This is a genomic window from Hydrogenophaga sp. 70-12 (assembly GCF_001897365.1).
Taxonomy (GTDB): domain Bacteria; phylum Pseudomonadota; class Gammaproteobacteria; order Burkholderiales; family Burkholderiaceae_C; genus Hydrogenophaga; species Hydrogenophaga borbori.
The window spans coordinates 1-13,331 of record NZ_MKSS01000170.1 but is presented as its reverse complement, the minus strand read 5'-3'; the positions used below and the strand labels follow the sequence as shown (position 1 = coordinate 13,331).

The window sequence follows — 13,331 nt, the reverse complement described above, 5'->3', positions numbered from 1 at the left end:
CTTCTTGTAGAGCGACTGGTTGATGGCGTAGGCGCCGATCACCACGCCCAGGGTGTAGCCGTCGGGCGCCGACTTGGCCACGGACTCGGTGCCGATGATGCTGTTGGCCCCGGGCTTGTTGTCCACCACGATGGTCTGGCCCAGGCGCGCCGACAGCTCCTTCATCACCTCGCGGGTCATGTCGTCGGTGTTGCCGCCGGGCGGGTACGGCACCACCACGCGCAGCGGCCGGTTGGGGTAGCCGGCGTCGGCCTGGGCGGCGGCGCCGGTGCAGGCCAGCGCGGCCGCCGCCAGCAGCAGGCAGCGGAAGCGCAACGGGATCGAGGCGGGGGGCATGGCTTGTCTCCTGTCGTTGTTCATGGGCACTGTCGCCGGGCCATTGTGGAAGCGCCCTCCCCCGCATGGATGGCGAAACAGGGGTTTTCTGATAACGTTTTGGAATCGCAGAACATCGCCGCCAAGGCTCGCCCCATGCAACTCAAGGACCTTCAGGCCTTCGCCCGCATCGCCGAGCACGGCAACCTGCACGCGGCGGCCGACGCCCTGGGCCTGACGCAGCCGGCGCTGTCCAAGTCCGTGCGCCGGCTGGAAACCGAACTGGGCGTGCGCCTGCTGGAGCGCCTGCCGCGCGGCGTGGCCCTCACGGCCGCCGGCCGCCTGCTGCACGAGCGCGGCCGCTCGCTCGCGCGGCTGGTCGACGACACGCGCGTGGAGATCGCCGACCTCAAGACCGGCCAGTCGGGGCAGTTGCGCGTGGGCGCGGTGCCCACCATCCTGGACACCAAGCTGGCGCCGGTGCTGGCGCAGCTACTGGGCGGCGACGACCCGCTGCGCTTTTTCGTCAGCGTGCAGCTCAGCGGCGGCCTGCTGCGCGCGCTTCAGGCCGGCGAGCTGGATTTCGCGCTCGCCGCCATCCCTGAGCCGGTGCCGGACGGGCTGTCCTGCCTGCCGCTGTGGCGGCAGGAAACGCATATCGTGGCGCGCAAGGGACACTGGCTGCTGCGCCGCCCCGGCACCCTGGACGACCTGCGCCAGCAGCCCTGGCTGCTGCCGCCGCGCGGCATCATGACGCGCACCTGGGTCGAGGCCCTGTTCGCGCAGGCCGGCCTGGACAAGCCGCGCCTGATGGTGGAGGCCGACGCCTCGCCCGGCCTGTTCGCCACGCTGATCCGCAAGACCGACCTGCTGAGCGCCATGACGGTGGACACGCTGGCCTCGCCCATGGGCGCGGGTCTGGCCACGGTGGCCTCGCCGCAGGGCCCCTGGGTCACGCCCCTGGGCCTGTTCTGGCGCCGCACGGCCTACTTCTCCAAGCCCATGGAGCGCTACCGCGACCACCTGCTGGCCACCCTGGCCGAGCCCGCACCCGCCTGAACGGGCGCGGCGGGCCGCAACGGGCGGCCGCCGGCCGGGCGGTGGTCAGGCGGCGCCCACCAGGTCCTTGATCTGCTGCAGCGCGCCGGGGTCGTCCATGGTGGTCAGGTCGCCCGGGTCGCGGCCTTCGCACACGGCCTGGATCGCACGGCGCAGCAGCTTGCCGCTGCGCGTCTTGGGCAGCAGCGAGACGAAACGCACCCGCGCCGGCCGCGCCACCGCGCCCAGCTGCGCGTCCACCAGCTTCATGATCTCGCCTTCCAGCCGGAGCTGGGCCTGGGCGTCGCCCAGCGCCGAGGCGTCCTTGGCCACCACGAAGGCCATGGCCACCTGGCCCTTGAGCGAATCGGCCACGCCCACCACCGCCACTTCGGCCACGTTGGCGTGGCTGGCGATGCTCTCCTCGATTTCGCGCGTGCCCAGGCGGTGGCCGGCGACGTTGATCACGTCGTCCGTGCGGCCCAGGATGTAGTAGTAGCCGTCCTGGTCGCGGATGCCCCAGTCGAAGGTCGAATAGACCAGCTGGCCCGGGATGCTCTTCCAGTAGGTGTTGACGAAGCGCGCGTCGTCGCGCCACACCGTCTGCATGAAGCCCGGCGGCGTGGGGCCTTCGATCACCACCACGCCTTTCTGATCGGCGCCGGTCAGCTCCTCGCCGGTGGACTCGTGCAGCAGCTTCACGCGGTAGCCGTACATGGGCACGCCCGGGCTGCCGAATTTGCTGGGCTGCTTCTCCACGCCGTTGGCCACGGTCAGGATCGGCCAGCCCGACTCGGTCTGCCAGTAGTTGTCGATGATGGGCACGCCCAGGCCGTCGGCGATCCAGCGCGCCGTGGGTTCGTCCAGCGGCTCGCCGGCCAGGAACAGCGCCTTGAGGCTGGAGAGGTCGTATTGCTTGAGGTAGGCCGGGTCCTGCTTCTTGAGCACGCGCACCGCGGTGGGCGCGCTGAACATCACCGTGACCTTGTACTTCTCGACCAGCTTCCACCAGATGCCGCCGTCGGGGCGGATCGGCAGGCCCTCGTACATGATGGTCGCCATGCCCGCGATCAGCGGCCCGTAGACGATGTAGCTGTGGCCCACCACCCAGCCGATGTCGCTGGTGGAGAAATAGGTCTCGCCCGGCTGGCCCAGGAAGATGTGCCGGATGCTGGCCGCCAGCGCCACCGCGTAGCCGCCCACGTCGCGCTGCACGCCCTTGGGCTTGCCCGTGGTGCCGCTGGTGTAGATGGTGTAGCTGATGTCCGTGGCGTCGAGCCAGGTGCAAGGCACCTGCGCGTTCAGGTGCTGTTCGCGCAGGGCGGCGTAGTCGTGGTCGCGCCCGGCCACCCGCTCCATGGGCGCCAGGCCACGGTCCACCAGCAGCACCGAGGCGGGCTTGTGCCGGGCCAGGGTGATGGCCTCGTCCAGCAGCGGCTTGTAGGGCACCACCTTGCCACCGCGCGAGCCGGCGTCGGCGCTGACGATGGCCACCGGCGTGGCGTCGTCGATGCGGCTGGCCAGCGAATGGCTGGCGAAGCCGCCAAACACCACCGAGTGGATGGCGCCGATGCGCGCGCAGGCCAGCATGGCGAAGGCGGCCTCGGGAATCATGGGCATGTAGATGAGCACGCGGTCGCCCGGCTTCACGCCCTGGGCGAGCAGCACGGCGGCCATGCGCTGCACCTCGGCGTGCAGCGCCTCGAAGCTGTAGATCCGCTCCACGTCGGTCTCGGTGGACACGAAGATCAACGCGTTCTGCTGCGCGCGGTCCTTCAGGTGCCGGTCCACCGCGTTGTGGCAGAGGTTGGTGCGGCCGCCCTCGAACCAGCGCGTGAACGGCGGCTTGTCGTTGTTGCAGACGCGGGTGAAGGGCGTGTGCCAGTCGATCAGGCGGGCCTGCTCGGCCCAGAAGCCCTCGGGGTCCTCGACCGAGCGGCGGTGGAAATCGGCGTATCCCATGCGTGTCTCCTGGTGCGGCCGGCCCCGGCTGGCGGCCGCTTCTGAATTCTTAATTATGGAGACCTGGCTTGCGTGGGGCTGACGGGACTAACCCGCGCTGCCCGGGCCCGCGCCTAACGTCCGCTTAATCCTGCGCCGTTCTGATGCCGGCCGTGATCACCGCCCCCGCCAGGACGTGCCATGGACGCCATCAACCAGTGGCTGATGCCGCTGTGGAACCTCTCCCCTTCCGCTCCCGCCGCGCTGGTGCTGCTCGCGCGCGTCGCCAGCCAGTACCTCCCCTTGATCGCCTTTCTCTCGGTCGCCGTCCTGCTCAGCCTGGGCGAGCCCTGGCGGCGCACCGCCTGGCAAATGCTGCTGGCCATGGGCGCCGCCTGGCTGATCGCCAGGGGCTTGCACAGCCTGTGGCCGCAGGCGCGCCCGGCGGCGCTGGGCATCGGCACCCAGTGGCTGGAGCATGGCAATTCGCCGGCCTTCCCCAGCCGCCACGCCACCGTCGGCCTGGCCTTCGGGTTCGCCGGCCTGCTGGCCGCGCCCCGGCGCGCGGTCGGCGCGCTCTGCCTGCTCGCCGGCCTGCTCATCGCCTGGAGCCGCGTGGCCCTGGGCGTTCACTTCCCCCTGGATGTCATCGCGGGCGCGGCCATTGCCGCGGCCTGCGCCCTGGCCATGCACCGGCTGTGGCCGTGGACGCCCGCCGGCAGCGCGCCGCCGCCTTCCCCGATTTCCGTTTCCACCGACGCCGCCATGCCCTACCCCCCTGCCCTTGAAGTCTCCGTCCTGATACCGGCCAAGAACGAGGCCGGCAACATCGGCCCCCTGGTGCGGGAAATCGCCGCCGCCCTGGGCGCCGACTACGCGTTCGAGGTGGTGCTGGTCGACGACGGCAGCACCGACCACACCGGTGCGGAATTCCTGGAGCAATGCCGCCAGCGGGGCGTGCGCGGCCAGCTGCTGCGCCACGCCCGCAGCTGCGGCCAAAGCACCGCGCTGGCCACGGGGGCGCAGCACGCGCAGGGGCGCTACCTCGTCACCATCGACGGGGACGGCCAGAACGACCCCGCCGACATCCCCGCCCTGATCGCCGAAGCGCGCCGGCTCAGCGCGGCCGGCCCCGACTTCTGCATCGCCGGCTACCGGCGCAACCGCCGGGACACGCGCTGGAAGCGCCTGCAGTCGCGCATCGCCAATGGCGTGCGCCGGCGCGTGCTGGACGATGGCGTGCCCGACACCGGCTGCGGCCTCAAGCTGATCCCGCGGCAGACCTGGCAACGCCTGCCGTATTTCGACCACATGCACCGTTTCCTGCCCGCGCTCGTGCAGCGCATCGACGGGCGGATCGCCGTGGTGCCGGTCAACCACCGCCCGCGGCGCACCGGCGTGTCCAAGTACACCGCCTGGAACCGGGTGTGGGTCGGTATCGTCGACATGCTGGGCGTGCGCTGGCTGATGCTGCGCAGCCAGCACCCCACCCTGTCGTCCAAAGAGGTCGTTGGCGAGCCCATGCCGTGAAGACCGAGCTCCGCTTCTTCGCCAAGCCGCTGCTGCTCACCGCCGCGCTCAGCCTGGCCTTCGTGGCGTTGCATGAGGGCTGGCTGGGCGCCTTCACGGAGAAGGAGCTGCTGCACGCGCTGTTCCTCTACCACTGGGGCATCGCCTGGCCAGCCTTCGTGGCCATCGGCGTTGTCTACACGGCCCTGGGCGGCCCGCGCCAGGTGCTGGCCTTCAGCAGCGGCTACCTGCTCGGGGGATGGCAGGGCGCGCTGGTCAGCACGCTCATCACCGGACTCGGCGCCCTGTTGACCATGGTCGTGGCGCGCTACGCCGCCGGCGACTGGCTGCGCCGCCAGTACCCGCGGCGGGTCGAGGCGCTGCGCCAGCTCATGGCCGAGGACACCTGGAAGTGGGTCTGCATCCTGCGCCTGCTGCCGGTGGGCAGCAACCTGGCCACCAACATCGTCGCCGGGCTGTCGGGGCTGGACCTTCGGCCCATCGTCGTGGGCAGCCTGCTGGGCTACCTGCCGCAGATGCTGCTGTTCGCCTACGCGGGCTCGGGCCTGGCCCTGCACAACAGCGCGCACCTGTGGATCAGCCTGGCCACGCTGGCCGCCTCCACGGCGCTGGGCGTCTACCTGTACCGCCACGGCTTCAGGCAGCGCCTGGAGCGCCTGCGCGGCGAGGCCCAGGCGCAATGACCCACGCCGAGCGCCCCGCCGACGGCGGATGGGCCTGGCCCGTCGCGTTCATCCTGCTGGCCGCGCTCGTCGTGCTGGCGGCCGGCATCGGCCTGCGCTCGCCCTGGCCGGCCGACGAGCCGCGCTTCGCGCAGATCGCGCGCGAGATGGTCGAGTCCGGCCAATGGCTGTTCCCGATGCGCGGCGGCGAGCCCTATCCCGACAAGCCGCCCGTCTTCATCTGGCTGGTGGCCCTGTTCTACCTGGCCACCGGCCAGCTGAAAGTGGCCTTCCTGCTGCCCAGCGCGCTGGCCGGGCTGGGCACCCTCTGGCTGGTGCACGACATCGGCCGCCGCCTCTGGGGACGCGACGTCGCCCGGTACGCGCTGCTCATTCTGCTGTTCACGCCCCAGTTCTTCATGCAGGCCAAATCGGCCCAGCTCGATGCGCTGGTGACGTTCTGGATCACCCTCGGTTGCTACGGCCTGCTGAGGCACTTTGTGCTGGGCCCGTCCTGGGGCTGGTACTGCGGGGCCTTCGCGGCCATGGCGCTGGGCATCATGACCAAGGGCGTGGGCTTCCTGCCGGCGCTCATGCTCATCCCCTTCGCGCTCTGGGGCTCGCGCACCGGCGCGGGGCCTTCGGGCAAGGTCTGGGGCGCCAGGAGCTGGCTGGGCCTGCTGGTGCTGCTGGGCACGCTGGCGCTGTGGCTGGGGCCCATGCTGTGGACGGTCGCGGCCTCCGGCAGCGACGCCCTGCGCGCCTACCGCGACAACATCCTGTTCCACCAGACCGCCGGCCGCTACGCCAACCCCTGGGGCCACATCAACGCCTGGCACTACCTGTTCACGGTGGCCATCCCTTCCGTCTGGCTGCCCTTGCTGGTGCTGATGCTCACGCAGTGGCGGCGCCTGGGCCGCCTGCTCAAGGAGGACAGCACCGCCCGCGTGCTTTTCACCTGGGCGCTGATGGTGCTGGTCTTCTTCTCGCTGAGCCGGGGCAAGCGGGTGGTCTACATCCTGCCGGCGCTGCCCATGCTCTGCCTGGTGGCGGGCGCGCTCTGGCGGCGGGCGCTGGACGACGGCGGCACGCGCACCTCGGCCCTGGCGCTGCGGGCGGTGGTGGTGCTGATGGGCCTGGGCCTGGCCGCGCTGGGCGCGGTGGCCTGGCTGCACCCCGCCCTGCTGGGGCCCAAGGTCGACGACTACGGCGACGTGCTGGCCGTCATCGCCCTGCCCGTGCTGGGCATGGGCGTGGGCGTGCTGGCCCTGGCCGCCGCCACCTGGCGCCGCGACGCGCTGGCCTCGCTGGCCGCCGTATCGCTGCTGTGCTGGTTCGCGCTGTCCTGCTGGGTCTGGCCCGCGATGGACGCCCACCGCACGCCCAAGGCCTTGATGCAAGCGCTCGAGCGCGCCGTGGACGCCCGGCACGAGGTCGGCCTGCTGCAGTTCAAGGAGCAGTTCCTGCTGTTCTCGCACCGGCCGCTGACCCATTTCAGCGTCCTGGCCCCGGTGGCCGAGCAAGAGCGCAACGCCTGGCGCTGGATGCAGGAGGACCCCAGCCGTGTCCTGCTGGTGCCCGATTCGCTGGACCTGGCCTGCTTCGACATGCACCGGCTGCGCGTGCTGGGCAATGCCCACCGGCAGGACTGGGGCCTGCTCGACGCCGGCGCCATGAAGCCCCGCTGCGAGCCCCCGCTCAAGGCCCTGCGCTACACCTGGCGCCCGCAGCGCCTGGACATCCTGGACTGAGCCCGCGCCGCCGGCCTGGCCCACCGGGCCAGGCGGCCCGCGCGCCAGTGCCCGACCGCGCGGGCCTTACTTGATCAGCCCCTGCACCGCCTTGAAGTCGGGGTGCTCGGCCGTGCGCAGCCACTCGAAGGCCACCATCTCGGTGGTCAGCAGTTCGGCCCCGGCACCGGCCAGGCGGTCGAAGGCGGCGTCGCGGTTGCGCTCGGTGCGCGAGCCGCAGGCGTCCGTCACAACCCAGACCTCGAACTCCTGCTCCAGCAGCTCCAGCGCGGTCTGCATGAGGCAGACGTGGGCCTCGCAGCCGGCGATGACGATGCTGGGCCGCTCGGCCTCGCGCGGCGTCTGGGCGCGTTCCTTCTGCAGGTGCTTGGGCAGGCTGCGCACGTTGCCGCCCTGCGGGCGCGCGGGCGGGCGCAGCCAGTCGGCCAGGCCGTCGGCCACGGCGCTGAAGTGCATCTTGGCCAGGGTGCGGCGGCACAGGGCGCGCAGCTCGGGCGGGTTGGGGCCCAGCTTGTCGGGGTTCTGCTCGGTGCCCCAGGCGGGCACGTCCAGGGTCTGGGCCATCTGCGCCAGGCGCAGGGCGTTGGCCAGCACCAGCGGGCCTTCGTGGATGGCGGGCATGAGGCGGGACTGGTAGTCCACCAGCACCAGTTGGGAGTCGTCGGCGTCGAGCAGCATGGCGAGCGGGAAAAGGGTCAATCGGCGAACAGATCGCGCTGCGGCAGGGTGCGGCCGGGCGCGGCGGGGTCGAAGCGCTCGACCAGGCGGTCCACGTACTGCGCGAACAGCGCCTCCGCGGCCTGGCCGAACAGCCGGATGCGGCCGGTGTGCTTGAGCAGCAGCAGCCCCATGCCGTGGGCGAACAGGGCGGCATTCTCGCGTGCCGCGGCGTCGGGCGGCAGGCCCAGGTCCTCCAGCGCGTGTTCGCAGGGGCGCAGGGCCTCCAGCAGGCGCTCGTTGAGCGCGCGGTCCAGCTCGTGCGTCAGGCCATGCGGGGCCAGGCCATTGACGAGGTAGAAGCCCAGGTCCAGGTCGCGCGGGTGGCTGGCGTAGAAGCCGAACCAGGCCTGGGCCTTGGCCGCCAGGGCCTGGCCCGGCTGGCCCTTGGGCGCGCGCGCGGCCTGCACCTCGGCCAGCAGGCGGTCCAGCGACTCGGCCAGGAGCGCGCCGTAGATGGCCTCCTTGCTGTCGAAGTAGCTGTAGAGCGCCCCGGCGGTATAGCCCGCCTCGCGCGCGATCTCGCGGATGCTGGCGCCCTCCACGCCCTTGTCGGCGAAGACGCGGCGCGCCGCGTCCAGCACATGGGCCCGCCGCGTGTCCGACATGGCCAGCTGCCGCTGCTGGCGCAGCTCCAGCTGGCGCTGGGCCTCGGCCTGGTCGGCCGCGCTGGGCAAGGGACGAAGCTCGTCGAGGTGCACGTTCATGGCGCGCAGTGTAGCGAGGGAGGCGAACTTAGTTTTATTTCATGAACTCTTGTCAAAGAATTGAACACTGTTTAATCTTTTGATCGTCACTACCAAAATTCAACGGCAACAACGGCCCCCGAACAGGAGACAAATGCATGAACACCATGCCCCCCCCGCCAGCCCTGATGACCGGCGCCGACTACCGCGAGTCGCTGCGGCGCTACCGCCCTCGGGTGAGCGTGGACGGGCGCTGGGTGGACAGCGTGGCCGACGACCCGGCGCTGCGGCCCGGCATCAACGCCGTGGCCCTGACCTACGACTTCGCCCACCAGCCGAAGTACGCGCCGCTGATGACGGCCACGCAGCCCACCAGCGGGCGCACGGTGAACCGCATGACCCACCTGTCCACCAGCGCCGGCGACCTGCTGAACAAGCTGGAGGCGGTGCGGCTGATCTGCCAGGAAACCGGTTGCGCCCAGCGTTACCTCACCCACGACGCGCTGCACGCCATCGCCCAGCTCAGCGCCCGGCTGGACGACGCCAGCGGCGGGCGCGAACGTGGCGACCGCTTCCTGGCCTACCTGCACCGCGTGCAGGACCAGGACCTGACCCTGGGCGTGGCCATGACCGACGCCAAGGGCGACCGCAGCCGCCGCCCGCACCAGCAGGCCAACGCCGACACCTATGTGCACATCGTCGAGCGCAACGCCAAGGGCATCGTCATCAGCGGCACCAAGGCCATCGTCACGGGCGCGCCCTATATGCACGAACTGCTGGTCATGCCCTGCCGCAACATGGGCGAGGCCGACGCCGACTTCGCCGTCTGCTGCGCCGTGCCGGTGGACGCCGAAGGCCTGACCATCGTGGCCCGGCCCGCGGGCCGCCCCGGCGAACGGCTGGAGCACGGCGACGCCCTCTTCTCGCGCCGCTTCGGCCAGAGCACCGGCGTGTGCCTGTTCGATCGCGTCTTCGTGCCCTGGGAGCGCGTGTTCCTGGCTGGCGAGTGGGAACACTCCGGCCACCTCACCTACAGCTACGCCACCCACCACCGCCAGACCTGCATCGCCGCGCGCGCCGGCTTCGGCGACCTGCTGATCGGCGCCGGCGCGCTGATGTGCGAGGCCAACGGCTTCGACCCGGGTGCCGAAAGCCACCTGCGCGAACAGATGGTGGAGCTGATCACCATCGTGGAAGGCTTCTACGCCTGCGGCGTGGCGGCCAGCGTCTACGGACGGCGCGACGAACACGCCGAGGTCTTCATGCCCGACCCGGTGTTCGCCAACATCGGCAAGCTGCTGCTGGCCACCAAGATCTACGACATGCACCGCCTCGCGCACACCGTGAGCGGCGGCCTCATCGTCACCCTGCCCGGCCCCGACGAGGACCACAACCCCGAGACGGCGGGCCGGCTATCCGACGTGCTGCGCGCCAGCCCGGACGTGCCCTACGAGCAGCGCATCCAGGCCGCGCGCTTCATCGAAGACCTCACCGCCGGCTACCAGGGCGGCTGGTACAGCGTCATCAGCCTGCACGGCGGCGGCTCGCCGGCCGCCATGAAACAGGAAATCTGGCGCCACTACCCGGTGGGCGACAAGGTCGACCTGGTGGAGCGCCTGCTCGAGCGCGGCCTGAGCGCCGATCCGGCGCGCGCCATCACGCGCAACCGCCAGCCCGGCCGCTGCTGCGACAGCGGCTGCACCCAACCCGGCCAGCCCATGATGGTGAGCTTGCCAACGAATACCAAAGCAACAAAATCGGCCTGAATCAAGCAGTTACAAGGCTTTTTTCAGTTGACGGGAGAGGTGGCAGCCACTACCCTCCACGCCCATGCGCCGCTGGCTCCCCTTCCTCCTCCTTGGCTGTTCGGCCGTGGCACAGGCCGCGCCGCCCAGCGGGAGCTGGGAAAACATGGAGTCCATGCTCGCCGACAAGGGCTTCATCAGCCGCCTGGGCGAGCAGGTGCAGCAAGCCGGCACCACCGCCGGCCAGCAGGCCTCCAGCCTGGTGATCAACGCCCTGGCCTTCCTGGGCGTGCCCTACAAATGGGGCGGCAACTCCTTCGACACCGGCTTCGACTGCAGCGGCTTCGTGCGCGCCGTGTACGAGCAGTCCATGGGCAAGCTGCTGCCGCGCCGCTCCGACGAGCAGGCCGCCGCCACCCAGCCCATCGAGCGCAGCGAGCTGCAACCCGGCGACCTGGTGTTCTTCAACACCCTGCGCCGCTCCTTCAGCCACGTGGGCATCTACATCGGCGACGGCAAGTTCGTTCACTCGCCCCGCGCCGGCGCCCAGGTGCGGGTGGAGGACATGCGCGTGGCCTACTGGAACAAGCGCTTCAATGGCGCCCGCCGCGTGCCCGAAGGCGCCGGCCCCAGCCAGCCTTGAGACCGTCGCGGGCCGCGGAGCGCTGAGGCGGGCGCCGCCCCCGCGTGGCCTCAGGGAGCGGCGGGGAAGTCCAGCGCCAGGCCGAGGCGCTCGCCCCGGCGCACGCGGCCGATGGCGTGCCGCATCCGCACCCGGTAGTGGCCCCGGCCGCCCTGGAACGGGCGCTGGTCCGTGACGATGATGGCCGCGTCGCCCAGCCGCAGCGGCAGCACCAGCGGGCGCGACTGCATGCGCGGGCGCTGCTCGGTCATCACGAAGTCGCCGCCCTCGAAGTCCTGGCCGGGTTGCGACAGCAGCACGACGAGCCGCAGCGGGAACGCGGCGTCGCCCACCGGGCCCGGGTGCAGCAGCAGCTCGTCGCCGGCCCCGAGCCGGCTGAGGCAGCACGGCCACCGCACCGGCCCCGCCCGCCGCGGGTCCAACAGACGGCCGTCCAGCGCCGCCGGGTAGCGGCCATCGAGCCCCAAGGTCTCGTTCCACCGGTTGGCGATGCCCGCCAGGGGCCGGTAGAGCGCCGCGCGCCAGGCCGCCAGCGGCGCCGGCAGCGGCCCGTCGACGCCCAGCGCCTCGCCGCGCCCCAGGCCCAGGGCGGCCAGCGGCACGCGGGCGGTGGCCGAGGCGGCGAAGCGCCGCGCCAGGCCGCGCGCCGCCTCGCCGCCCAGCCAGCCGGGCAGCAGGGCGTGGCCCTCGCTGTCCAGCTGCGCCGCGAGGGAGGCCCAGTCGAGGTGCTCGACCGCCGCGTCGACGGGCGCGTCGATGGACACCGTGGCGCTCGGCCCCATCACGCCAGGGCCTCGCGGCGCAGCAGCTCGCGCTTGCGGTCCACGCCCCAGCGGTAGCCGGCCAGGTCGCCATCGCACCGCACCACGCGGTGGCAGGGAATGGCCACGGCCAGGCGGTTCGCGCCGCAGGCCTGCGCCACGGCGCGCACCGCCCGGGGCGAGCCGATGCGCTCGGCGATCTCCGCGTAGCTCGCGGTCGTGCCCGGCGGGATCTCGCGCAGGGCGCGCCAGACGCGCTCCTGGAAGGCCGTGCCCTGCACGTCCAATGGCAGCCGCAGGCCGATCGCGGGCGCTTCGATGAAGCCCACGACCTCGGCGATCCAGCGCTCGAAGGCGGCGTCGCCACCGATGAGCCGGGCCCGGGGGAACTGGTCCTGCAGCTCGCGCACCAGCGCCTCCGGGTCGTCGCCCAGCAGGATGGCGCAGATGCCGCGCTGGCTCTGGGCCACCAGGATCGCGCCCAGCGAGCACTGCCCCACCGCGAATCGGATCTGCGCCCCGGCGCCACCGGCCCGGTAGTCGCGCGCCCGCATGCCCAGCAACTGGTCGGCGGCCTCGTAGAAGCGGCTGTTGGAGTTGAAGCCCGCGCCGTAGATGGCGTCGGTGATGGACGCCTTGGGCGCGGCCAGTTCCTCGCGCAGCCGGCGGGCGCGGTAGGCCGAGCCATAGGCCTTGGGCGTCAAGCCCGTCTCGGCCTTGAACAGGCGGTGGAAGTGGAAGGGGCTCATGCCGAGCTCGGCCGCCAGGCCGTCCAGCGAGGGCGGCGTCTGCGCGGCCTCGATGAGCCGGCAGGCGCGCGCCACCCGCTCGGCCCGCGCGGCCGCCGCGCGGGTCTGGTCGCCCTGGGCGCGGCGGCTGGGTCGGTAGCCCGCCGCCTCGGCGGCGTCGGCCGAATCGAAGAAGGCCACGTTCTCGCGCCGGGGCCGCCGCGCCGCCGAGCTGGGCGGACCGTACACGCCGGTGGTGCGCACGGCATAGACGAAGTGCCCGTCGGCGGCGGCTTCCCGGGCCTGCACCGCGGCCCAGCGCTCGTCCTCGGTGCGGTAGGCGACGGTGATGCTGGCGTTCATGTTCATCCTGCCCGGCGGAACGTGAGGTTGATGCGCTGCGGGCCCAGCACGGCGTGGGACCCGTCCTTGAGCGGTGACACGCCGTGGAAGCGCAGGCGATCGGCGCCGCCCCAGACCACCACGTCCCCGTGCCGCAGCGGCAACTTGAGCGTCGGATCGGTGCGCGCCTGGCCGCCCCACAGAAACGTGGCCGGCAGGCCCAGCGAGACCGACACGATGGGCGCTGTGTCGTCGCGCTCATCGCGGTCCTGATGCAGCGACAGCCGCGCGCCGGGCGCGTAGCGGTTGATCAGGCAGGCGTCGGGCGCGAAGCCCTCGAAGCCCGCCGCGGCTGCCGCTTCGTGGGCCAAGCCGGCGAAGGCGGGCGGCATGGCCGGCCAGGGCCTGCCGCGCTCGGGATCGATGGCGCTGTACCGGTAACCCCGGCGGTCGCTGGTCCAGCCCAGCTCGC

General features: G+C 71.9%; 13 protein-coding genes. 6 read left to right on the top strand and 7 right to left on the bottom strand.

Annotated features, from left to right (window positions below):
• Window positions 1–336: tripartite tricarboxylate transporter substrate-binding protein (locus BGO22_RS10335; RefSeq protein ID WP_286850707.1), on the bottom strand; the 336-nt coding region annotated here is incomplete at its 3' end.
• Window positions 337–471: 135 nt separating this feature from the next.
• Here BGO22_RS10335 and BGO22_RS10330 point away from each other — a divergent pair.
• The gene (locus BGO22_RS10330) at window positions 472–1,374 is read left to right on the top strand and encodes a LysR family transcriptional regulator (protein WP_175442865.1); all 903 of its coding nucleotides are present in this window, start codon (window positions 472–474) and stop codon (window positions 1,372–1,374) included.
• A gap of 45 nt (window positions 1,375–1,419) precedes the next feature.
• Here BGO22_RS10330 and BGO22_RS10325 read toward each other — a convergent pair whose 3' ends face one another.
• Entirely contained in the window at window positions 1,420–3,315 is a 1,896-nt protein-coding gene (locus BGO22_RS10325) for a propionate--CoA ligase (RefSeq protein ID WP_070400029.1), read from the bottom strand.
• 180 nt (window positions 3,316–3,495) lie between these two features.
• Here BGO22_RS10325 and BGO22_RS10320 point away from each other — a divergent pair, with 180 nt between their 5' ends.
• The 3 genes from BGO22_RS10320 to BGO22_RS10310 are packed head-to-tail and all read left to right on the top strand — an operon-like array spanning window position 3,496 to window position 7,237.
• The gene (locus BGO22_RS10320) at window positions 3,496–4,824 is read left to right on the top strand and encodes a glycosyltransferase (RefSeq protein ID WP_083293258.1); all 1,329 of its coding nucleotides are present in this window, start codon (window positions 3,496–3,498) and stop codon (window positions 4,822–4,824) included.
• On the top strand, window positions 4,821–5,507 hold the full coding sequence (locus tag BGO22_RS10315; protein WP_175442864.1) for a TVP38/TMEM64 family protein: 687 nt from the start codon (window positions 4,821–4,823) through the stop codon (window positions 5,505–5,507). The genes BGO22_RS10320 and BGO22_RS10315 overlap by 4 nt, the downstream gene beginning before the upstream one ends.
• Window positions 5,504–7,237, top strand: a complete 1,734-nt coding sequence (locus tag BGO22_RS10310; RefSeq protein WP_070400028.1) for an ArnT family glycosyltransferase — start codon at window positions 5,504–5,506, stop codon at window positions 7,235–7,237. The genes BGO22_RS10315 and BGO22_RS10310 overlap by 4 nt, the downstream gene beginning before the upstream one ends.
• A 66-nt stretch (window positions 7,238–7,303) precedes the next feature.
• Here BGO22_RS10310 and BGO22_RS10305 read toward each other — a convergent pair whose 3' ends face one another.
• Window positions 7,304–7,915: an isochorismatase family protein gene (locus BGO22_RS10305; RefSeq protein WP_070400027.1), complete on the bottom strand. Its 612-nt coding sequence runs from the start codon at window positions 7,913–7,915 to the stop codon at window positions 7,304–7,306.
• Window positions 7,916–7,932: 17 nt separating this feature from the next.
• Window positions 7,933–8,661 carry a TetR/AcrR family transcriptional regulator gene (locus BGO22_RS10300; RefSeq protein WP_070400026.1) on the bottom strand — a complete coding sequence of 243 codons (729 nt, stop codon included), beginning with the start codon at window positions 8,659–8,661 and terminating at the stop codon, window positions 7,933–7,935.
• 137 nt (window positions 8,662–8,798) lie between these two features.
• Here BGO22_RS10300 and BGO22_RS10295 point away from each other — a divergent pair, with 137 nt between their 5' ends.
• Entirely contained in the window at window positions 8,799–10,406 is a 1,608-nt protein-coding gene (locus tag BGO22_RS10295) for a 4-hydroxyphenylacetate 3-hydroxylase family protein (RefSeq protein ID WP_070400025.1), read from the top strand.
• Between the two features lie 64 nt (window positions 10,407–10,470).
• The gene (locus BGO22_RS10290; RefSeq protein ID WP_070400024.1) at window positions 10,471–11,028 is read left to right on the top strand and encodes a C40 family peptidase; all 558 of its coding nucleotides are present in this window, start codon (window positions 10,471–10,473) and stop codon (window positions 11,026–11,028) included.
• Between the two features lie 50 nt (window positions 11,029–11,078).
• Here the strand turns inward: BGO22_RS10290 and BGO22_RS10285 are convergent, their stop codons facing one another.
• The 3 genes from BGO22_RS10285 to BGO22_RS10275 form a co-directional block, all read right to left on the bottom strand.
• Window positions 11,079–11,810, bottom strand: a complete 732-nt coding sequence (locus BGO22_RS10285; protein WP_070400023.1) for a 2OG-Fe(II) oxygenase — start codon at window positions 11,808–11,810, stop codon at window positions 11,079–11,081.
• Window positions 11,810–12,880 carry a bifunctional DNA-binding transcriptional regulator/O6-methylguanine-DNA methyltransferase Ada gene (ada, locus tag BGO22_RS10280; RefSeq protein WP_502686452.1) on the bottom strand — a complete coding sequence of 357 codons (1,071 nt, stop codon included), beginning with the start codon at window positions 12,878–12,880 and terminating at the stop codon, window positions 11,810–11,812. Before ada ends, BGO22_RS10285 begins: the two co-directional genes overlap by 1 nt.
• A gap of 2 nt (window positions 12,881–12,882) precedes the next feature.
• Window positions 12,883–13,331 (bottom strand): alpha-ketoglutarate-dependent dioxygenase AlkB (locus tag BGO22_RS10275; protein WP_286850691.1); only part of this gene is annotated, 449 nt, incomplete at its 5' end.

Coding starts and splice junctions, on each gene's coding strand:
- BGO22_RS10290 (WP_070400024.1), top strand. CDS start 10,471: ATGCGCCGCTGGCTCCCCTTCCTCCTCCTTGGCTGTTCGGCCGTGGCA.
- BGO22_RS10320 (WP_083293258.1), top strand. CDS start 3,496: ATGGACGCCATCAACCAGTGGCTGATGCCGCTGTGGAACCTCTCCCCT.
- BGO22_RS10295 (WP_070400025.1), top strand. CDS start 8,799: ATGAACACCATGCCCCCCCCGCCAGCCCTGATGACCGGCGCCGACTAC.
- BGO22_RS10330 (WP_175442865.1), top strand. CDS start 472: ATGCAACTCAAGGACCTTCAGGCCTTCGCCCGCATCGCCGAGCACGGC.
- BGO22_RS10285 (WP_070400023.1), bottom strand. CDS start 11,810: ATGGGGCCGAGCGCCACGGTGTCCATCGACGCGCCCGTCGACGCGGCG.
- BGO22_RS10305 (WP_070400027.1), bottom strand. CDS start 7,915: ATGCTGCTCGACGCCGACGACTCCCAACTGGTGCTGGTGGACTACCAG.
- BGO22_RS10300 (WP_070400026.1), bottom strand. CDS start 8,661: ATGAACGTGCACCTCGACGAGCTTCGTCCCTTGCCCAGCGCGGCCGAC.
- BGO22_RS10310 (WP_070400028.1), top strand. CDS start 5,504: ATGACCCACGCCGAGCGCCCCGCCGACGGCGGATGGGCCTGGCCCGTC.
- ada (WP_502686452.1), bottom strand. CDS start 12,880: ATGAACGCCAGCATCACCGTCGCCTACCGCACCGAGGACGAGCGCTGG.
- BGO22_RS10325 (WP_070400029.1), bottom strand. CDS start 3,315: ATGGGATACGCCGATTTCCACCGCCGCTCGGTCGAGGACCCCGAGGGC.